Origin of the sequence: Halobacterium sp. CBA1126 (genome assembly GCF_009741975.1) — an archaeon.
Taxonomy (GTDB): Archaea; Halobacteriota; Halobacteria; order Halobacteriales; family Halobacteriaceae; genus Halobacterium.
Map to the genome: position 1 here is coordinate 1 of NZ_WPCF01000002.1, position 20245 is coordinate 20245.

Annotated in this window: 14 protein-coding genes and 1 pseudogene; 4 read left to right on the top strand and 11 right to left on the bottom strand. The window is 65.9% G+C overall.

Features of this window, described 5'->3' with window-relative positions:
- Nucleotides 1–227: pseudogene (locus GJ634_RS00380) on the top strand (hypothetical protein); the annotation flags it as partial.
- A 564-nt stretch (nucleotides 228–791) separates the two neighbouring features.
- On the opposite strand, the gene ilvA reads toward GJ634_RS00380, so the two are convergent.
- Together ilvA and GJ634_RS00390 are read right to left on the bottom strand one after the other, a co-directional pair.
- Nucleotides 792–2057 carry a threonine ammonia-lyase gene (ilvA, locus tag GJ634_RS00385; RefSeq protein ID WP_157499825.1) on the bottom strand — a complete coding sequence of 422 codons (1266 nt, stop codon included), beginning with the start codon at nucleotides 2055–2057 and terminating at the stop codon, nucleotides 792–794.
- The gene (locus tag GJ634_RS00390) at nucleotides 2054–3334 is read right to left on the bottom strand and encodes an amidohydrolase (RefSeq protein ID WP_157499827.1); all 1281 of its coding nucleotides are present in this window, start codon (nucleotides 3332–3334) and stop codon (nucleotides 2054–2056) included. The genes ilvA and GJ634_RS00390 overlap by 4 nt, the downstream gene beginning before the upstream one ends.
- Nucleotides 3335–3551: 217 nt before the next feature.
- Here GJ634_RS00390 and GJ634_RS00395 point away from each other — a divergent pair, with 217 nt between their 5' ends.
- Entirely contained in the window at nucleotides 3552–4925 is a 1374-nt protein-coding gene (locus GJ634_RS00395) for an aspartate aminotransferase family protein (RefSeq protein WP_157499829.1), read from the top strand.
- 86 nt (nucleotides 4926–5011) lie between these two features.
- Here the strand turns inward: GJ634_RS00395 and GJ634_RS00400 are convergent, their stop codons facing one another.
- The 3 genes from GJ634_RS00400 to GJ634_RS00410 all read right to left on the bottom strand — a co-directional run bounded on the left by GJ634_RS00400 (nucleotide 5012) and on the right by GJ634_RS00410 (nucleotide 7736).
- Nucleotides 5012–5407: a RidA family protein gene (locus GJ634_RS00400; RefSeq protein ID WP_157499831.1), complete on the bottom strand. Its 396-nt coding sequence runs from the start codon at nucleotides 5405–5407 to the stop codon at nucleotides 5012–5014.
- A gap of 140 nt (nucleotides 5408–5547) precedes the next feature.
- On the bottom strand, nucleotides 5548–6180 hold the full coding sequence (locus tag GJ634_RS00405) for a hypothetical protein (RefSeq protein WP_157499833.1): 633 nt from the start codon (nucleotides 6178–6180) through the stop codon (nucleotides 5548–5550).
- 173 nt (nucleotides 6181–6353) lie between these two features.
- Entirely contained in the window at nucleotides 6354–7736 is a 1383-nt protein-coding gene (locus tag GJ634_RS00410; protein ID WP_157499835.1) for an NAD-dependent succinate-semialdehyde dehydrogenase, read from the bottom strand.
- Nucleotides 7737–7953: 217 nt separating this feature from the next.
- Here GJ634_RS00410 and GJ634_RS00415 point away from each other — a divergent pair, with 217 nt between their 5' ends.
- The gene (locus GJ634_RS00415; RefSeq protein WP_157499837.1) at nucleotides 7954–9132 is read left to right on the top strand and encodes a M24 family metallopeptidase; all 1179 of its coding nucleotides are present in this window, start codon (nucleotides 7954–7956) and stop codon (nucleotides 9130–9132) included.
- Nucleotides 9132–10439 (top strand): glutamate dehydrogenase GdhB, encoded by a 1308-nt coding sequence (gdhB, locus tag GJ634_RS00420; RefSeq protein WP_157499839.1) that lies wholly within the window; start codon nucleotides 9132–9134, stop codon nucleotides 10437–10439. Before GJ634_RS00415 ends, gdhB begins: the two co-directional genes overlap by 1 nt.
- A gap of 75 nt (nucleotides 10440–10514) precedes the next feature.
- Here the strand turns inward: gdhB and GJ634_RS00425 are convergent, their stop codons facing one another.
- The 6 genes from GJ634_RS00425 to GJ634_RS00450 form a co-directional block, all read right to left on the bottom strand.
- On the bottom strand, nucleotides 10515–11483 hold the full coding sequence (locus tag GJ634_RS00425; protein ID WP_157499841.1) for a D-2-hydroxyacid dehydrogenase: 969 nt from the start codon (nucleotides 11481–11483) through the stop codon (nucleotides 10515–10517).
- 111 nt (nucleotides 11484–11594) lie between these two features.
- Nucleotides 11595–12947, bottom strand: coding sequence for an aspartate aminotransferase family protein (locus tag GJ634_RS00430; RefSeq protein ID WP_157499843.1), 1353 nt, complete (start codon nucleotides 12945–12947; stop codon nucleotides 11595–11597).
- A 99-nt stretch (nucleotides 12948–13046) separates the two neighbouring features.
- On the bottom strand, nucleotides 13047–14672 hold the full coding sequence (locus tag GJ634_RS00435; RefSeq protein WP_331713915.1) for a BCCT family transporter: 1626 nt from the start codon (nucleotides 14670–14672) through the stop codon (nucleotides 13047–13049).
- 283 nt (nucleotides 14673–14955) lie between these two features.
- Nucleotides 14956–15762, bottom strand: a complete 807-nt coding sequence (locus GJ634_RS00440; protein ID WP_157499845.1) for an IclR family transcriptional regulator — start codon at nucleotides 15760–15762, stop codon at nucleotides 14956–14958.
- A gap of 1158 nt (nucleotides 15763–16920) precedes the next feature.
- On the bottom strand, nucleotides 16921–17709 hold the full coding sequence (locus GJ634_RS00445; RefSeq protein WP_197425337.1) for a type II CAAX prenyl endopeptidase Rce1 family protein: 789 nt from the start codon (nucleotides 17707–17709) through the stop codon (nucleotides 16921–16923).
- 331 nt (nucleotides 17710–18040) lie between these two features.
- Nucleotides 18041–20221, bottom strand: coding sequence for a PAS domain-containing protein (locus GJ634_RS00450; protein ID WP_157499847.1), 2181 nt, complete (start codon nucleotides 20219–20221; stop codon nucleotides 18041–18043).
- Nucleotides 20222–20245: the final 24 nt, after the last annotated feature.

The following is a 20245-nucleotide window of genomic DNA, read 5'->3' on the forward strand; positions in this document are numbered from 1 at the left end:
GAGCGCTCCATGACGTGGAAGTCGAGGCGTGTGGGTGTGTGCATGCGGTGGGGGCGAGTGGAACGGTCGTCCACCGGATGGGGTACAAGGCCCCGCCGCTGCGGACGCTCGCGCGGTGGTTCGATTGGTGGACGCGAGCGTCGCCGACCGGTGAGAACCTCTACGGAATTGCAGTCGGCCGGCCGCACATCGCGGTCGGTGCGAGCGGCACGATTCTCGAGCGGTGACGGGAGCCGGCTGCACTACCGTCACCGATAACCCCGACGACGAAACCAATAGGAAATAAGAGTGGAATCACGAATTATATTCTAAAATATACTTTCGAGCGGGTTTCAGCTTCCGTATTCTTCATGGCGTGGTTCAGGCCGGTACTGCAGTTAGGTGCTCTTCAGTATGGCTGTGCTATCCCCGAGAAAATCTGATTAATCGAGGTAGTGTTAGTGGCTTGCATGGTATTTTGAGAACTGGGACTAGTGTGGACGGCCGGTCGTGCCGGTTGGAGCTTGTTGCAGTGATTCAGTCGGTTCTGTGTTGATAACCGTGGGCAGTCAGAACGCTCCAGTACTGGGCTGAAACGCGGGTTTGTCGATCCGAAGGTAGTTCAGAGGTCGTCGAAAGTCGAGTTGTCGCTCGGCTTCACTCGCTCATTTTCGATACGGTAACCGAATCCGACTGTCGCCAGATACATCAAGAGTATATACAGTATTCTAAAGTGGTTTGTGAGTCGAGATGAGGGAGAGGCGTGGGTCGTGACGAGAGTGAATTAGGGTCCTACGGAACGGGGTAGGTCGTTACTCAGACGTACCCGTATCGAGCGAGTCGGTGACTACTGTGAGGCCGGCCGCCGCGTCGAGTTCGTCGAGCGTCTCGCGGAGGTGGGTTGGTCCGCTCCCGACGAGCGTGACCTCGACGGGCGTCCGGTTCGGGTGGTCGGCGGCAGTGCGGGATTGCGTGTTGACGGCGTCGAGTTCGGCGCCGGCGTCCATCACGACCTCGGTGAGCGTATCGAGGCCGCTCGGCCAGTCGTGGACCGCGACCCGTGCGTCCGTGCATCGGCCGAGTCGCATCAGGCCGGCTCGCACGAGTTCACCGTGTTCGGTCAGGTTCGCGTTGCCGCCGGAGACGACGGCGGCGACTCGCTCTCCGGAGACATCGAGGTCGTCGCTGAGGAGCGCGGCGACGGGCGCGGCGCCGGCGGTCTCGGCGACGGTCTTCACGCGTTCGGCGAGCAACGCGAGGGCGGTGGTGAGTTCGGCGTCGCTGACGGTGACGACGGCGTCCACGCGTTCGGAGACGACCGCCCACGTCCGCTCGAGGAGGCGGGTGTCGGCAATCCCCTCGGCGACGGTGTCGACGTCGCTCAACTGGTGGATCTCACCAGCAGCGAGTGACGGCGGAACGTGAGCGGCGCCCTCCGGTTGGACGCCGACGACGCGGACGTCCGAGTCGTGTGCCTTCAGGGCGGTCGCGACGCCGCTGATGAGGCCGCCGCCGCCGATGGCGACGAGGACGGTGTCGATGTCGCCGAACTCGTCGCGGAGCTCCAAGCCGACTGTTCCTTGCCCGGCAATCACGTCGTCGTCGTCGAACGGGTGGACGAACGTGTAGTCGTGCTCGTCGGCGAGGTCGAGGGCGTGCTCGTAGGAGCGCTCGTAGATGTCTCCGTGAACGACGACCTCCGCGCCGTAGCCCTCGGTGGCGTCGATCTTCGCGGCGGGAGTGACCTCGGGAACGACGATCGTCGTCTCGATACCCAACAGTTCCCCGGCGTGGGCGACGCCCTGCGCGTGGTTCCCCGCGCTCGACGTGACGACGCCGCGCTCGCGGGCGGCCGGCGAGAGCTGCGCCATCGTGTTGTACGCGCCCCGAATCTTGAACGAGCCGGTGCGCTGCATGTTCTCGAGCTTGAGGCCGACTGCGTCCGCGGACGCCCGCTCCGCGAGCGTGCGTGAGGTGTCGAGCGGGGTGTCGTTGACGACGCCCGCGATGCGCTCGCGTGCGTCCTCGATGTCCGCGAGCGTGACGACGTCGGCCGCCGAGGGAGTCTGCTGGCTCATGGTCGCTGGGCTGCGGTGGCGACGATTGCGTCGGTGAGGACGTCGACGCCGGTTTCGAGGGTGCGTTCGTCCACGTCGAAGGTCGGGGTGTGGTGGTCGCCGGGGTGGTCGGTGCCGACGATGGCGTAGCAGGCGCGCCCGCCCTGCTCTTGGACGCGTTGCATCAGGAACGTCGCGTCCTCGCTGGCGCCGAACTCCGCGGAGTCGAGGACTGTCTGGACGTCGTGGCGGCCGCGGGCCGTGTCGGCGACGACGGCGGCGAGCTCGGGGTCGCTGTCGGCGCGCGGGCATTCGCTGACGACGTCGACGTCGACGGTGCAGCCGTGGGCCGCGGCGGCGGCCTCGACGCGCTGCGTGAAGGCGTCCTGCATGTACCGCATGAGTTCGGTCGTCTCGCCGCGGACTTCGCCCCAGAGTGTCGTCTCGTCGGCGACGACGTTGCTCACGCTCCCGCCCTCGATGCGGCCGACGTTCACGCGCGTCAGGCCGTCTGCGTGCCGCGGAATGCCGTAGAGGTCGCTGACTGCGCTCGACGCCGCCTGGATGGTGTTGTCTCCTGCTTGGGGTGCGTTGCCGGCGTGTGCGGGGGTTCCGGAGAACGTCGCGGTGATGTGCGCCATCGCGAGCGGTTTGACGATGCCGGCGACGACTTCGCCGGTCGGGTGCCCGAGGCCGACGTGGACGGCGTAGAGGTAGTCGACGTCCGCGAGGTGGTCGGTTTCGGCCATCGGCTTTCCGCCGCCGCCGGCCTCCTCGGCGGGTTGGAAGAACACTTTGAGTGTGCCCGAGAACTCGCTTTCTTTGACGGCTTCGAGGACGCCGAGCCCGATGGTCATGTGGGCGTCGTGCCCGCAGGCGTGCATCGTGTCGCCGGTCTCGGAGCGAAACCCGTCGGCGGCGGGGACGTGGTCGGCGCTGTCGCTCTCCTCGATGTGGAGCGCGTCGATGTCCACGCGGAGACCGATCGTGGGGCCGTCGCCGCGTTCGAGGACGGCAACCGCACCCGTATTGCCGCCTTCGAGCTGTTCGAGGACGGATTGGCGTGCGCCGGCGTCGCGTGCGCGCTCGTACCACGCGGTGAGTGTGTCCTCGTCGGGGACGTTCATGCGTTGGGTGGTGTCGATTGCGTCCGGGCCGACGTGGAGGGCGTCGACGCCGATTTGCTCGATTTCGTCGACGAGGCGGCAGGTGGTCCAGAACTCACACCAGGCGGGTTCGGGGTATCGGTGGAACCGCCGACGGCGGTCGCTGAGGCTGGAGTGGTGCGTGCGACTCATCGTGTGTGAGTGGTTCCATACCAAGGTCCATAAGTGTACACGAAATCCGTACCCGTCGTACACGAGAAGTCGAAACAATCGAACGGCGTCGGGCGGATACGCGAGTCAGGAGGAATCGGCGCCTCGAGGCTCGGTCACGAAATTACTCAGAAACTGTGTACGATATGCGTATTTCCTGTGGATAAGATATTTGGTGGCGTGATTCCTGGAGAGAGGTATGGCAGGTCCACCGATCGAGGAGATCCACTTCGACGACGCACCGCACGTTGAGGAGTTCCCCGGACCGAAAGGCCGCGAACTGTTGGAACGACAGGAGGAAATCGACTCGAACGCCGTCGCCTACCCCGACCACATCCCCCTCGTGCCCGACGAAGGGAAGGGCGCGACCATCAAGGACGTCGACGGCAACGTCTTCCTCGACCTGTTCGCCGGCATCGGCGTCCTGAACGTCGGCCACGCGAACCCGTACGTGATGGAGGCCGTCCACGAGCAGGCGGACAAACTGGTTCACACCGTCGACTTCCCGAGCGAACCGCGCCTCGACCTCATCGAGAAGCTCGAGGCCATCGCCCCCGGCGACCTCGCCGGCAACAGCAGAGTCGTGTTCGGCGGCCCCACGGGCAGTGACGCCATCGAGGCCGCAATCAAGCTCGCGAAGTACAACACCGGCGGCCACGGCCTCATCGCCTTCCGCGGATCGTACCACGGCGCCACGAGCGGCGCGATGAGCATCACGGGCAAGAAAGACTTCAAGGAGCCGTACGCGCCGCTGCTCGGCGACGTCGAGTTCGCGCCGTACCCCAACGCCTACGAGCAGGGCGTCGACCCCGAGGCGGCGGTCGAGCGCTCCCTGTCGGAGGTTCGCGCGATCGTCGAGGAACCGTACAGCGGGCTGGCGAACCCCGCCGGCATCTTCGTCGAACCCATCCAGGGCGAAGGCGGCGTCGTCGCCCCGCCGGAGGGATTCCTCTCCGGGCTCCGGGAGATCGCCGACGACAACGACCTGCCGCTCGTGTTCGACGAGATTCAGGCGGGGCTCGGCCGGACCGGCGAGTGGTGGGCGAGCGACCACTACGACGTCACCCCGGATATCCTCACGACCGCGAAAGCGCTGGGCGGTGTCGGCTTCCCGCTCTCCGCCGCCATCTACCACGAAGACCTCGACACGTGGGGGCCGGGCGACCACGCCGGCACCTACCGCGGGCACGTCGTCGCGATGCGCGCCGGCCTCCGCGCGATGGAGTACATCGAGGACCACGACCTGCTCGCCCACGCCACCGATCTCGGCGAGTACATCCGCGGCCGGCTCCGCGACGTCGACTCCCCGCTCGTCGGGGACGTCCGCGGGAAGGGACTGTTCGTCGGCGCGGAGTTCAGGAACCCCGACGGCACGCCCGCCGACGAGGCCGTCAAGCAAGTCCAGAAGTACTGCTACGAGCGCGGCGTCCTCATCTGGAAGGCCGGCCAGTACAACAACGTCCTGCGGCTCCTGCCGCCGCTCGTTCTCACCGAGGCACAGGCCGAAACCGGCCTCGACGTCATCTGTGAGGCCATCGAGCACGTCAGCGCCGAACACGTCGCGACGACCTGAACCGACGACTGACGCGGACGACCTCCGTTTTCTCCCACGCGAAAAATCCGGCGCTCCCGCAGCGACACCGGTCGTCGCCGACCACGCTAACTCGTCGGGACGTACGCGACCGCGTCGATCTCGACCGCGACGTCACCGGGGAGTCGTGCGGTCTCGACGCAGACGCGCGCGGGCGGCACCGGCCCCTCGACGTACTCAGCGTACGCGTCGTTCATCGCGTCGTAGTCGTCCATGTCGTCGAGGTAGACGGTGAGTTTCACGGCGTCCGCGAGGCTCGCGTCTGCCTCCGCGAGCACGGCCTCGATGTTCTCCAAGCACCGCTGGGTCTGGGCGGTGACGTCGCCCTCGACCTCCGCGAGCGTCTCGGGCTCGACGGGGCCGAACCCGGAGACGTAGACGAAGTCGCCGGCGTGGACGCCCTGCGAGTAGGGGTGGTCGGTGAGCGGTGCGTCCTCGGTCGTGAGTGCGGTCTTCTCGGACATCGGTCTGTGGTGTCTGCCCGGCGACGGCGCTCACGGTGGCGGGCAGTAGCTCTCGCCGCCACGCGTGTCGTCCCCGGGACGGCAGTTCGTGGTGGGCGCCGCGCCGCCATAAAAGTTCGAGGCGCCCGCGAGACGGCCGCCTAGTCGCGCAGGTCGCTGACCTTCTGGTCGCGCGCTCGCTCTGCGGCCTCGACCTGCCCGACGAACTCCTCCATCTGCGCGTGCAGTTCCTCGCGTGCCGCGTCGGGCGAGAACTCGTCGCTCTCGGTGAGCAGGCGGACGAACGCGCGCAGTTCCTCGTCGGTGAGCTGTTCGAACTCGTCGTTGTCCAGCTTGTCGATGACGTCGTCGACGTCGATTCGGCCGACCGGGTCGACGTTGAACTCGACGTTCACCATCCGGTAGTCCGACCCCGCGAGGCGCTGCTCGGCCTTGTTCACGCCCTCGGCGAGCATGTGTTTGAACGGGACGTAGTACCCCATCGTCCCGAGGTGGAGGAACCCCAGCATGTTCGTGATGCCGCGGGTGTACGCCTCGCGTGCGTCGTCGTCGGGGTCGAACACCATCTCGCGGTCGCGCTCCTCGAGGTGCTCGAAGATGATCGAGAAGTCGAGGATGGCGTTCCGGAGTCGCCGCCGAATGCGGTTGCGCTTCTGCTTCTTCGAGTGCTCGGTGTAGTCCGTCTTCTGCCCGAGGAGGAACTCGCGGTCGCTCGGCGTGAGTATCCCGCGAGGCCGGTCGTCGTCTTCCGTCGGGTCGTATGATTCGTCCATACACAGATAATGTATACAATATCCGTTAAATCTTCTGTAAGCTGCTCTTTTCACTCGAACGGAACCTATAATAGCCACGTACGGCGCATATACCGGCGATTCCACTCGTTCAGTATTCGAAAACTGTTGACCAAGAATCCGCGCACGGGTAGCCGAGTGCGTGGCGCTGCGGGCTAGTCGTCGAGGCCGTCCGGCGGGGAGAGCCAGACGGTCTTCTCGTTGGTGAACTCCCGGATGCCCTGCGTCGCGAGCTCGCGCCCGTACCCCGAGTTCTTCACACCGCCGAAGGGGAGTCGCGGGTCGGAGGACACCAGCTCGTTCGCGAACACCGCGCCCGCTTCGAGCTCCCCCGTGAGTCGCTCGGCGCGGTCGAGGTCCGACGTCCAGACACTCGCGCCGAGCCCGTACTCCGTGTCGTTCGCCAGCTCGACGGCGGCGGCCTCGTCGGGCACCCGGAAGAGACTCGCGACGGGGCCGAACAGCTCGTCGCAGGCGGCCGGCGCGGTCTCGGGCACGTTCTCGAGGACCGTCGGCGCGTAGAAGTACCCCTCCCGGTCGAGCGGTTCGCCGCCGAGGAGAACGTCCGCGCCCGCATCGACACTCGCCTGGACCTGCTCCTCGAGCGTCTCGAGGAGGTCCTCGCGCGCGAGCGGGCCGACGTCTGTCTCGGGCGCAGTCGGGTCGCCGACCGTGAGCGCGTCCATCTCCGCGACGAACCGCTCCTTGAACTCCTCGTAGACGTCGTCGACGACGATGAACCGCTTCGCTGCGATGCAGGCCTGCCCGTTGTTCTTCGTGCGTGCGTCGACGCCGACGCGGGCCGCCCGGTCGAGCGGGGCGTCGTCGAGGACGACGAAGGGGTCGCTGCCGCCGAGTTCGAGGACGGAGGGTTTGAGGTGCTTCCCGGCGGTTTCGGCGACCGCACTCCCCGCACGTACGCTCCCGGTGAGCGTGACGGCGGCGACGCGGTCGTCCGCGATGGCGTCGTGGACGGCGTCGGGTTCGACGACGAGCGTCTGGAAGACGCCCTCGGGGATGCCGGCTTCGTGGAGGACGTCCTCCAGGACCTTCGCACAGCCGGTGACGTTCGGGGCGTGCTTGAGGAGCATGACGTTCCCGGCGGCGAGGGTGGGAGCGGCGACGCGGAGCACCTGCCAGAAGGGGTAGTTCCACGGCATCACCGCGAGGAGCGGGCCGAGCGGTTCGTAGGCGACCTTCGTCTTCGCCTGCGGGTGGACGCCGACGCGCTCGTCCTGCAGGAACTCGGCGGCGTGCTCGGCGTAGTACTCACAGACCCACGCGCACTTCTCGACCTCGGAGCGAGCCTGGTCGACGGGTTTCCCCATCTCTTCGGTCATCAGCGCGGCGTACTCGTCTTTGTTCTCGCGGAGGACGTCCGCGACACTGTCGACGAGCGCCTGCCGCTCGGTGATGTCCCGGCCACTCCACGATTCGAACGCCGCAGCCGCGTCGTCGAGTGCCGCGTCGAGTTCGCCAGCGTCGTGCTCAGCGTACGTCTGTAGTGGTGACTCGGTGGTTGGGTTGACGGTCTGCATGGTTCGTACGTCCTCATCACGGAGCCGGCCATATAGTAGTACTGTACACAGTGTATACAGTATCTGTTGCTGCAGTCTGCGTCTCGGTCGGTGAGCCGACGCCGACGGCAGAGTCGTTGCAGCGGCTCGCGCGACGGGCGCTTGAATACACATATTCTGTTTCTGAGGTACACAAAAGTTTTTACAGCCAGTCGCGGAAGGTGCGAACGAGACCCGCATGTCCAGAACGGTCTTCCCGAGTAGCGAGTACGACAGACGAATTGAACGGACGAAAGCGCGGATGGCCGAGGAAGGCCTTGACGCACTGTTCGTGAGCGACCCCGCGAACATGAACTACCTCACGGGCTACGACGGCTGGTCGTTCTACGTCCACCAGGGGCTCGTCGTCCTCCCGGACCGCGACGAGCCAGTGTGGGTCGGGCGGAGCATGGACGCGAACGGGGCGCGAGCGACGACGCGGCTCGACGAAGACAGCCTCCGGCCGTACAGCGACGACTACGTCCAGTCACCGCACGACCTCCACCCGATGGACGCCGTCGCCGACGTGCTGGAGGAGTTCGGCGTCGACGACGGCCGCATCGGGCTCGAAATGGACGCCTACTACTTCACCGCGAAGTCCTACACGCGCCTCCAGTCGAACCTCCCCGAGGCGACGTTCGAGGACCACACGCTCCTCGTGAACTGGATCCGCATCAAGAAGACCGATGCGGAACTCGAGTACATGCGCGAGGCCGCCCGCATCTCCGAGAACGCGATGCAGGCCGGGCTGGACGCCGTCGAGGAAGGCGTCCCCGAGTACGAGGCCGCCGAGGCCATCTACTCGGCGCTCATCGACGGGACGGAGGAGTTCGGCGGCGACTACCCGTCGATCGTCCCGCTGCTGCCGTCCGGCGACCACACCGGCACCCCACACCTCACCTGGAGCGACCGCACGTTCGAAGACGGCGACCCCGTCCTCATCGAGCTCGCCGGCTGCCGCCACCGCTACCACTCCCCGCTCGCCCGGACGACGTACGTCGGCGACCCGCCCGAGGAAATCCAGGAGACCGCCGACATCGTCGTCGAGGGGATGGAGGCCGCACTCGACATCGCCGAACCCGGCGTCACCTGCGAAGCCGTCGAGCAGGCCTGGCGGGAGACCATCGCCCAGTACGGCGTCGAGAAGAAAGACCGAATCGGCTACTCCATGGGGCTCGGCTACCCCCCGGACTGGGGCGAGCACACTGCGAGCCTGCGGCCGGGCGACGAGACGGTCCTCGAGGAGAACATGACCTTCCACACCATCCCCGGCCTCTGGTTCGACGACTTCGGCGTCGAACTCAGCGAGACCTTCGTCGTCACGTCGAACGGAGCCGAACCGCTCGCCGACTTCCCGCGGAAACTGTTCACCAGCTAATGACTGCATCAGACCCGACCGGAACGACGACCGACGACACGACCACCGTCGAGGACGACGCCTCGGCCGAGACGGCCGTGGCGACCGCCCGCCGGCAACTCGAACGCGCCGCCGCCCACGTCGACGTCGACCGCGGCGTCGTCGAACGGCTGAAACACCCGACGAAACTCCAGCAGGTGTCGGTCCCGCTCCGCCGCGACGACGGGACCCTCGAAGTGTTCACCGGCTACCGCGCCCAACACGACGACGTCCGCGGCCCGTACAAGGGCGGCATCCGCTACCACCCCGAAGTCAACGCCGAGGAGTGCATCGGGCTCTCGATGTGGATGACGTGGAAGTGCGCCGTGATGGACCTGCCGTTCGGCGGCGGGAAAGGCGGCATCGCCGTCGACCCGAAGACCCTCTCCGAGGAGGAGACCGAGCGCCTCACGCGGCGCTTCGCCGAAGAGCTCCGCGACGTCGTCGGTCCGAAAAGCGACGTCCCCGCACCGGACATGGGGACCGGCCCACAGGAGATGGCGTGGTTCATGGACGCCTACTCGATGCAGCAGGGGGAAACGACGCCGGGCGTCGTCACCGGCAAACCCACGATTATCGGCGGTTCCTACGGCCGCGAAGGCGCCCCCGGTCGAAGCGTCGCCATCGTCACCCGCGAGGCGGTCGACTACTACGACTGGGACATCGACGACGTGACAATCGCCATCCAGGGCTTCGGGAGCGTCGGCGCGAACGCCGGCCGGCTCCTCGACAACTGGGGCGCGAACGTCGTCGCGGTGTCCGACGTCGACGGCGCCATCTACGACCCGACCGGCCTCGACACCGAGAACGTGGAAGGCCACGACGAGCGCCCGGGGATGGTCTCGAGTTACGACGCCCCGTCCTCGATGAGTAACGCGGAACTGCTCGAACTCGACGTGGACGTCCTGATTCCGTCGGCCGTCGGGAACGTCCTGACGGCGGACAACGTCGACGACGTCCGGGCGGACATGGTCGTCGAGGGCGCCAACGGGCCGACGTCGTCCGCGGCCGACGCCGTCTTCGAGGAGCGCGGCGTGCCCGTGATTCCCGACATCCTCGCGAACGCCGGCGGCGTGACAGTGAGCTACTTCGAGTGGCTCCAGGACATCAACCGCCGGCAGTGGTCCCTCGAGCGCGTCCACGACGAACTCGAGGACGAGATGCTCAAGGCGTGGAATTCGGTCCGCGCGGAGTACGAGGACACGGAGATGACGTGGCGGGACGCGGCCATCGCGGTCGCGCTCTCGCGCATCGGCGACGCGAAGGAGACGCGGGGCCTCTGGCCCTAACGGTCGCTACGCGGAATCGAGTTTTTCGAGCGAAATACAGCGACAGAGAACCGCTGACTACGGCGTGTTCGTCGACTAGCGGTCGGGCGCCAGAACCTGGTTCTCGAGGGTCGTTCCTTCGTCGAGGCGGCCGAGGTTCTCGGCGACGATGTCAGCGAGGCGGTCCCAGTGCTTCGGCGTGTGGCCGCCCGTGTGTGGGGTGATGAGGCAGTTCTCGAGGTCCCAGAGCGGGTGGTCTGCGGGGAGCGGTTCCGGGTCGGTGACGTCGAGGGCGGCGCCCCGGATCTTGTTCGACCGGAGCGCGGCGACGAGCGCGTCGGTGTCGACGATGCCGCCGCGGGCGGTATTGACGACGACCGCGTCCGTCGGTAGCGTCGCGAACTCCTCGGCGCCGACGAGCCCACGGGTGAGGTCGTTCAGCGGGCACGCGAGGACGACGTAGTCGCTGCGCGAGAACGCGTCGTGGATCGCGTCCGCCTCGAAGCCCAGCACTTCGTCGGTCGGGCCGCCCTTCGACGGCGTGTACCGGATTCCGATGGTGTCGACTTCGAACCCGTCGAGCCGCTGGACGAGCGCCTGGCCGATCGACCCGAGGCCGACGACGGTGACCGTGCTGTCGGTGAACTCCCCGGACTGGAAGTGCCGCCACTCCGAGCGCTGCTTCCGCCGCCAGCCCTCGTGCAGCTGCCGGGCGAAGACGAGCATGTTGCCGAGCGCCTGTTCGGCGATCCCGGGCGCGTGAATCCCGCCGGCGTTCGTGACGGCGACGCCGTGTTCGGCGAGCGCGTCCATCGGCACGTGGTCGGTGCCGGCGAACGTGCACGCGAACAGTTCGAGGCGGTCCGCCCGCTCGAGCAGCTCTTCCTCGAGGGTGATTCCGGTGACGACGCGCGCCTCGGGGACGAGGTCGCGCTCCTGCTTCGGGGTTCGGGCGAGCGTGACCGTTCGGTCGGGGAGTCGCTCGCGGAGCGCGTCGGCGTACGATTCCATCGAGAGTCCTTCTGTCCCCTCGCGGAGGACGACGACGTCTGGTTGGTCTGTCATGAGTAGGTGGGCGTCGAGTCGAGACACTGCCGTTCGGGCGAGTCGGACGATGCGACCGCGTCGTGATCGGCGGCGAGTGCCATCGTTGGGTGTACTGTCATGTTGGGTGGTTCATGCGACTGCGTCCGTTGTGACGGCGTCCATCGCGTCACAGAACAGCTCGGTCCCGAGTTCGATCTCGCGGCGCGTGCTGTCGAGCGGCGGGAGCAGGCGAATCGTCTTCTTGCCGCAGCCGAGGGTGAGCAGGCCGCGGTCGAGCGCCGCTTCGACGACGGCGTCGCGGCGGTCGCCGGTGTCGAACTCGACGGCGAGCATCAGTCCCTCGCCGCGCACGTCGACGACGTGGTCGGGCGCTCCGTCGCGGAGAATCTCCTGCGCCTGCCGGCCGCGTTCGGTGGCGTTGTCGAGTAAGTCGTGTTCCTCGATGGCCTCGAGGGTGAACGCCCCCTGCATGGACGCGAGGAGGTCGCCGCCGCCGAACGTCGATCCGAGTCGGTTCTTCTCGGCGGGGAAGATGTCCGAGCGGGAGATCGTCGCGCCGACGCGGAGGCCCTTCGCGGAGGCGATGACGTCCGGTTCGATGGGGTAGTGGTCGGCGGCCCACATCTCCCCGGTCCGTCCGACGCCGGACTGGATTTCGTCCACGACTAGGGGGATGTCGTAGGTGTCACAGACGTCGTCAACCTCGGCGAGGAACTCCTCGTTGGGGAACCGGTAGCCGCCGACGCCCTGGACCGGTTCGAGGACGAGGAACCCGACTTCGTCGGGGTTGATGTGCCCGCCTTCGGGGGAGAGGGTGTTGCGGAGCCGGGAGCTGTCGCCGACGAAGAACCCGCACTCACAGGCGGCGGCGCTCTCGCAGTCACAGAACGGAATCGTCTGCACGCCGCCGATTTCGGGGTAGTGGCGGGTGTAGACCTCCTTGGACTTGGTGAGCGAGAGTGTGCCGACGGTCCGCCCGTGGAAACTGTTCTCGAAGGCGTACGCGTACTTCGCGGGGGGTTTGTGGTCGTGGCAGATCTTCATCGCGTTCTCAATCGCCTCGGCCCCGGAGTTCGAGAGGAAGACGGTGTCCATCCCGTAGTGGCTGGAGGCGTCGACGAGCCGGTCCATCAGGTGACTCGAGCCCGGGAACTCCGCCGTCTCGGGGTCGGGTCCGGCGCCGAAGTACATGTCCTGTCCAGCGATTTTCATCGGCTCGACGAGGTCGAACTCGCGGAGTTTCGAGAGGACCTTCTCGTTGTTGTAGCCGAGCGGCGCCGCACCGATGTGGCACGTGAAGTCGAGGAGGACGTTGCCGTCGACGTCGGTCACGAACGGGCCGTCCGCCTCGGCGGTGACGTCCCAGACGAACTCGTGAGAGTACTCGCTTGGCGCCGCGTTCTCGGAGTGGAAGTCGATCCACCGTTCGGCGTTCGGCCCGGGAAACGCTGCCGTCTCGGGCTCCGCGGTATCCCTATCCATACACAACAATCGTTGATACCATACATTAAAACTTGTTATATTCTGGGTTCCGGACGGCGGTTGCAAATAAGAACGGCGTGACCGAGCGCCGAGGCGCGGTCAGTCGTCGTCCGTAGCGGCCGCGCCCTCAGTCGCTTCGCTCTCACTGGTACTGGGCCGCCCGATCAGCGTCGTCTCCTCCTGGAGGAGGACGGGCCCGTGCTCGTCTTGGAACGTCCGTATCAGCCCGATCACCGCCACCACACAGACGATTGCGAACGGCGCACCCGTGATGATCGCCGCCGACTGGAGCGCACGGACGCCACCCACGACCATCAGGATGGACGCGACGACGCCCTGCAGCACCGCCCAGAACACGCGGCTCACCGCAGACGGCTCCTCCTTCCCGCCGGTCGTCATCATCGACACCGCCAGCGTCGAGGAGTCCGCGGACGTGACGAAGAACGTCGTCACGAGCGCGAGGAACCCGAACAACAGCACCGGCCCGAGGATCGGGAGGTTCCCGAAGAGGACGTACCCGGACACCGCCTCGCCGTACTCCGAGACCGGGCCGAGGATGTTCGCCGCGCCCGAGAACTGCATCAGGACCCCGGCACCGCCGACGATGATGAACCACGGAATCGTCGCCATCGCGGTCGCACCGATGCCGGCGAACGCGACCTCGCGCACGCTACGCCCGCGGGAGATGCGGGCGATGAACAGGCCGGCGAACGGCGACCACGCGAGCGGCCACAGCCAGTAGAACACCGTCCAGCTGTTCACCCACTTGCTCGTGCTGTCCGTGGCCACCTGCGTGAACAGGCTCATCTCGACGAAGTTCCCGGCGAACCCGCCGACGGCCTGCGTCCCCAGCTCGAGAATCCGGAACGTCGGCCCGAGGACGAGCGTGGAGACCATCAGGACCGAGAACAGCACCATGTTGAAATTCGAGAGACGGCGGATACCACGGTCGACGCCCAGCACCAGCGAGACCGTGAAGATGACCACCATCCCCGTAATGACGAGGACGGTTCCGATGTCGCCGAGCTGGATCCCCCACTGGAAGTCCAGCCCCGTGATGAACTGCTGGCCGATGAACCCCAGCGACGTGGCGACGCCGCCGAGCGTGGCGAACACCGCCAGGATGTCGACGATCTGGCCGAGTGGCCCGTCGACGTTGTCGGCGCCGACAATCGGCGTCAGGACCGCGGAGACGCGGAGCGGAGCGTCGTAGTTGTAGACGAAGTACCCGATTGCGAGCCCCATCACGGTGAAACACGCCCACTGCGTGAGCCCCCAGTGGAAGATCGCGTACTGCACCGCGACCGGCATCGCGCCGGCGGTCTGGGCTTGCACGCCGTCAGCGATGGGTGGCACCGTGGAGTAGTGGAACAGCGCCTCGGCGGGTCCCCAGAAGACGATGCCCGCCGCGAGCCCGGCGGAGTACATCATCGCGAAGTACGAGAGGAAGCTGTACTCCGGTTCCTCGTCGCCGAGTCGCAGGCGTCCCCACGGCCCGAAGATGACGAACAGGAGGAACAGCACGAACGCGAACATGGCGATGAGGAAGAACCAGTTGAACTGGGCGAGAATCCACTGCCGCACGGCGAGGACCACGTCGTACGCGGCGTCCGGGCGGAGACTGAACGCGCCGACGAACACCAGGGTGAGCGCGGCGCCGAACGCGAAGATCGTGGGTTCGATCTCGTCAAGGAACTCCGCCCACGCCCCGTCAGCAGAGCTCACAGTCACTCACCCCATTAGCTGTCCTCAGTTGTTGCCTCCCGGTGGCCGCGCCGACGCGGGGAGCGGTCTGTAACCGGTGTTCGTGTCGACTGTCGTGGCGAGCACCGTCGCGGTGTGGTCTTGCGGAGTACATGTGGTTTCTACCGAGGTTGTGTTCGTGCTACTCGGTGCCAACTGTCGTGATACGCTGTGGCACCCAGTCATACCCTTTGGATTAATGTATATAGTATTAACGGTGACTGTGTACAGCTCGTCGGTGACTGGGGTCGCCGACGCGGACCGGCTACGAATCCGCCGAGCCGTCCGTCTCCGACTGCGACGTCTGGTAGGACTCCAACATCTGCTCCTCGAACTTGTCGACGGCGCGTTCGAGAATCTCCACCTGCGTCGCCTTGGTATCCTCGTCGACGTAGTACTCCGGCCCGCTCAGGTTCAGCGAGCCGTAGACGCCACCCCGTGGTGACTTCACCGGCATCCCGACCGCCCAGAACCCTTCGACTGCTTCCCCGCAGTTCTCTGCGTACCCCCGCTCACGGACCTGCTCTAACTCCGCGAAGAACTCCTCCTCGGTCGTAATCGACTCGTCAGTCGCCTTGGGGAGGCCCCACCGGTCGAGAATCTCGCGGATTCGGCTCTCCGGGTACTCCGCGACGATCGCCTTCCCGGACGCGGTGGTATGCACGTGGAACGGACTCCCGTCGATGAGGAACCGCGGCGTGTTCGCGAACTCGAGGTTCCCGTACAGCGAGATGACGCGACCGTGCTCCTCGACTGCGAAGTCCGCCTCCATCGTCGTCTCGTCGGCGAGCCACGCGACGATCTCGTTCGCGGTCTGGTAGTACTCTTTGCGGGTTCGCACGTAGTCCCCGAGATGGCAGAACTTCGCGCCGAGTTGGTACTGATTGGCGTCACTGACCACGTACCCGTACTCGGCGAGCGTGTTGAGGTGGCTGTGGACGGTGCTCTTCGCGAGGTCGGTCGCCTCCGCGAGCTCGGTGAGACCAGCCCCCTCCTTCTCGAGGAGGGTGTCGATCAGTTGGAGTGATATCGCGGTCGTCTGCAACACCCCGGACGTTTCGTGGTTGGTCATACCCCCTCTTTCGCGCCGGACGGTAAAGAAGTACGCTCCTGTCGGGAGTGCCGGTTAGGACCGTCCGAGACGCGTACCGTGGTTGCTTCAACGGAGTACAGCTCGTGACAGAGCACTGCATGGTATCCTTTCTCTATCGTGAACGTTTATAATGGATTCCAGACTGAATCACGCACCCGCATATAAACTAACAGCCGATATCACCTCGAATATCCCGTCCCGCTCCCGATTCCGCTCACACCCACAGCAACATTACAATAAATGAGTTCGGCTCTCCGGAACCATTCGACGAACGCGGAACTACTAACGGGCTGGAATAGGGCGCTAACGCACGGTTAGCGAAGACCGCGACCACGGAATTCCCCTCAAAGGAACCTTCAAGTACTCCACCGTGGCCCTCGAAGACCGATCGTGGAGTGGTCGAGTTGTGGACGACTGACCAGCACCGGCAGGGAATTACAGACATAGTAGTGTAATACCAGCGCGGTTCAGCGATTCCAACAGAAGGTGCGGCTGTTTGCGGTGAATCGAGCGACAACAGTTGACCTCGTTTTGAAGCCCCGAACCCAATCTAAGCTCCACAACTACCAATACCGAATACAGTATATATTTTTTATAATCTCACGTCAGCCGCTGCCAGCTGGTCGCTCGCAACCGAGTCTGGAAAGTGAATCTACAGCGCTCTGACGGTGGCAACCCAGACGGCGCCCCAACCAGCAAACAACACTCTGGCTCTACAACGAGCCATCCATCTGGGTCAAACCTACCAATTCTCAGTCTATACCTCAAATATGTCCGGATTTGTAGAGTCACTACGCCCGATTATCCGACTATCTACGGTATAGTTCGTCAGAACAATATCGCCGCCGGCGGCGTTCTTCGACGGTCCTGTACTGTGGTAGGAGATGTTCTCTCGGGCGCGATCTCGTCGACGAGCACCAATTACCGGGTAATCAGACCAGCACCGAAAATATATTTTTAGTAGGAAAATACTAGATAAACCAGATTCCGTATATTTCTTCTCTGCGGAACGAGACTCCAGACGTTCACCGCTACCCGGACCTCGCTCGTCGGCCCCTCGAGTGGCTGGAACTGGAATCCAGATTTCCGTTGTCGGCGTCTGCAACCCGCACAACGTAGGGCGACAAACCGGACGGGCTACGGAGCGTGCGTCAGTTCGTCGGCGAACTCGATGTCGCCGGTAGCGTAGTACGTCCACGCGACGAGGAGGGCGATGCCGATCGCGGCCCGGACACCCCACAGTTCCACGGATTGAGCGAGCGATGCGCTCCCCAGGCCGTCAACGACGAAGACGGACGGGAGCGTCAACCGTGGGCTCTGCGAGACGGGGTCCTGCATGACGGTGAGGATGGCGACGCCGCCGAAGTGGACGCCGAGCGGCAGCGACAGTTGGCCGCACAGCACGTACGCCGTCGCGAACAGCAGCCCCGCAATCGCACTCGTCAGCACAGCAGCCACGCCGCCGCTGCCGACGAGGTGCAACAATCCGAAGACGGGCGCGCTCACGACGACTGCGAGCGCGACCGCAGCGGGCGGTGACAGCGAGCGCGCCTGGAGGCCGCCGGCGGCGGTGCGGATGAAAATCGCGCGGAACAGTAGCTCCTCGAAGACGTTGTTCGCCAGATAGAACAGCAGGAGAGCGGCGACGGCGAGGACGGTGAGGCCAATCGAATCGACGCCGACGCCGGTCAGTTCGACTTGGAGGGACGCCTCGCTGGTCGCTGCGTAGTAGAGCACGGCGCCGACGGACGCAATCACGCCGATGAGCACGCCGACGAGGAACTCGCCGCCCCACCGACGCGACAGATCGAGGCCGTAACTCGCGGGAGGGCGTTGGTCGAGTCGTGCTGCGACCAGCACCGCGACAAATCCGCTCGCAGCGATGACGAAAGCTAACAGCACGAACAGGACCAACGCCCAGAGCAAGGCACGCTGTCCCGATACGTCACCGAGGACTGCTCGGACGCCCAGCGGCACCGCTATCTGGCCGGCGAGATACAGTGTCAGCCCGGTTAGGACCGGAAGCACGACTCGCCAGGTCGCTCGGAGCCGCCCGTCATCGGAGCCGTACAGCAGCCGCGCCGCGAGGGTTCGCATCCGCGACCGGACCCCGGAACGCAGTGGCATACCCGACCTGTATTTCGGTCAGGCCCTTAGCAGTTCAGCCCACACGGCCGCGCTCGGCCCCCACGATACCACGGCAGGAACACCAACGGGACACAAACTGAATCTGGGTCACGGTGGCCCGGTGTCGCCGTCAGTTACGCGTCGTGTTCGGCGCGGTGTCGACGCCGGTGAATTCGAGGCGGGCGCCGCCGGCGTCGCTGTCGGTGACGTGGACGTCCCAGCCGTGTGCATCCGCGATTTGTTCGACGATGGCCAGCCCGAACCCGGACCCGCCGTCCAGCGTCGAGAACCCGTTCTCGAAGACGCGTTCGCGGTCGCTCTCGGGAATCCCCGCGCCGTCGTCCTCGACGTAGAACCCGTCCGAGAGCTCGCCGACCCGGACGGTCACGTCGTCGCCGCCGTGTTCGACGGCGTTCCGAATCACGTTCTCCAGCAGTTGCCGGAGGCGACTCCGGTCGGCCTGCACGGACAGCTCCGCCGCCACGTTGAGTGTCGCGTCCGCCGTTGCGACTTGCGCCCAGCACGTCTCCACGAGTGCCGGCAAGTCGATGGGTTCGACGTCGCTGACGTTCTGGCCCTCGCGGGCCAGCGTCAGCAGGTCCGCAATCAGGTCGTCCATCCGCTCGTGCGCCTCGGCGACGGCGTCGAGGTGTGGACTCTCGCACGTCTCCCGGGCGAGTTCGACGTAGCCCTCCGCGACGTTCAGCGGGTTCCGGAGGTCGTGGCTGACGACGCGCGCGAACTCGTCGAGGCGCGCGTTCTGCCGCTCCAGTCGCTGCTCGTACTGCTTGCGCTCGGTGACGTCCTGGACGGCACCGCGGAGCATCACCGCCTCGCCGTCCTCGACTTCGGGGACGCCCTGAATCCGCAGCCACCGGACGTCCTCGCTCGGCGTGCGGAACCGCGCCTCCACGTCGAACGCCTCGCCGTTGGCGAGCCCGTCCTCGACGGCCTCCGCGACGATGGGACGGTCCTCCTCGTGATAGACGTCGAGGGCTTCGTCCAGCGGCGGTTCCTCGTCGTACTCGACTTCCAGGAGCTCGAAGAGGTGGTCGGTCCAGAACACCTCCTGGGTCTCCGTGTCGATCTCCCACCCGCCGACGTCGGCGATGTGCTCGGTCTTCTCGAGGAGGTCACGAACTCGCTCGATCTCCTGTTCGCGCTCGCGGCGCTCGGCGAGGTCGCGCGCGACGCCGACCAGTCCCACGAGGTCGCCGTCCGAGTCCGTCAGTCGGGCGCCGGTCAACTCGTAGGGGGTTCGCTCGCCGGACGCGGTCAGGATGTCGGCTTGCAGCGACGCTTGGCCGGTCTCTAACACGTCCGACACCGCGTCGGCGACGCGGTCCGCGTCCTCGCCGTCGAAGAACTCGTGGAAGTGCATCCCCCCGATTTCGTCGTCGCCGTACCCCGTCACTTCGCAGAGGCTGTCGTTCCACCGCTTGAGCGTGCCGTCCGTTCCGATGACGTAGAACGCCTCGTCGAGCGTGTCGAGCGCCTGCTCGACGAAGGCCTGTTCTTCCTCGAGTTCTCGCTGGCGGCGGCGTTGCTCGGTGATGTCTTTGGCGGACGCGACCAGCGAGACGACCTCGCCGGCCTCGTCCGTGACCGGACGGATCGTCCCGCTGAGACTGTACGGGTCTCCGGAGGGCTGTGCGAGGTCGGCTTCGAAGGAGACGTACTCACCGCTGGCTGCGCGTTCGACCCACTCCTCGACGTCCGACTGGAGGTCCTCGCCCCACCACGGCGTCTCCCAGAACGCCGTGCCGAGCACCCGTTCCTCGGTCGGCTCGATGAGCTCCATCGCGGTCTGGTTGACCTGCTCGACGCGGCCGTCGGCGTCGAGCACGCCGACGAGCATCTGCGGGTCTTCGAACACGGCTTCGAATCGGCGTTCGTTCTCCCGGCGTTCGACGAGCGCGCGTCGCCGGTCGACGGCGTTCCGGATGCGGTTGGCGAGAATCGTGTACTGGCTGGTGCCGGCGTCCTTCTGGAGGTAGTCGGTGACGCCCGCCGTGATCGCCTGGCTGGCGATCTCCTCGTTACCCTTCCCGGTGAACAGGATGAACGGCAGTTCGGGGTGGTCCTCGCGGACGGCTTCGAGGAACTCGATGCCCGTCCGCTCGGGCATGTCGTAGTCGGAGACGATGCAGTCGACCTCGGTGGCCGCGAGGGCTTCGAGGCCGGCGTCGGTACTGGTGGCTGTCCGGACGGTGAAGCGGTCGTCGTCGCGCCGGAGGAACTCGCCGGCCATCTCGGCGAAGCCGGGTTCGTCGTCGACGTGGAGAACGCGGATCGGAGCGGAGTCAGTCATGTGTGCAGTGGGCGGTCGAGCGAG

Coding starts and splice junctions, on each gene's coding strand:
- GJ634_RS00395 (WP_157499829.1), top strand. CDS start 3,552: ATGGCAGGTCCACCGATCGAGGAGATCCACTTCGACGACGCACCGCAC.
- GJ634_RS00390 (WP_157499827.1), bottom strand. CDS start 3,334: ATGAGTCGCACGCACCACTCCAGCCTCAGCGACCGCCGTCGGCGGTTC.
- GJ634_RS00425 (WP_157499841.1), bottom strand. CDS start 11,483: ATGACAGACCAACCAGACGTCGTCGTCCTCCGCGAGGGGACAGAAGGA.
- GJ634_RS00405 (WP_157499833.1), bottom strand. CDS start 6,180: ATGGACGAATCATACGACCCGACGGAAGACGACGACCGGCCTCGCGGG.
- GJ634_RS00440 (WP_157499845.1), bottom strand. CDS start 15,762: ATGACCAACCACGAAACGTCCGGGGTGTTGCAGACGACCGCGATATCA.
- ilvA (WP_157499825.1), bottom strand. CDS start 2,057: ATGAGCCAGCAGACTCCCTCGGCGGCCGACGTCGTCACGCTCGCGGAC.
- GJ634_RS00410 (WP_157499835.1), bottom strand. CDS start 7,736: ATGCAGACCGTCAACCCAACCACCGAGTCACCACTACAGACGTACGCT.
- gdhB (WP_157499839.1), top strand. CDS start 9,132: ATGACTGCATCAGACCCGACCGGAACGACGACCGACGACACGACCACC.
- GJ634_RS00450 (WP_157499847.1), bottom strand. CDS start 20,221: ATGACTGACTCCGCTCCGATCCGCGTTCTCCACGTCGACGACGAACCC.
- GJ634_RS00415 (WP_157499837.1), top strand. CDS start 7,954: ATGTCCAGAACGGTCTTCCCGAGTAGCGAGTACGACAGACGAATTGAA.
- GJ634_RS00430 (WP_157499843.1), bottom strand. CDS start 12,947: ATGGATAGGGATACCGCGGAGCCCGAGACGGCAGCGTTTCCCGGGCCG.
- GJ634_RS00400 (WP_157499831.1), bottom strand. CDS start 5,407: ATGTCCGAGAAGACCGCACTCACGACCGAGGACGCACCGCTCACCGAC.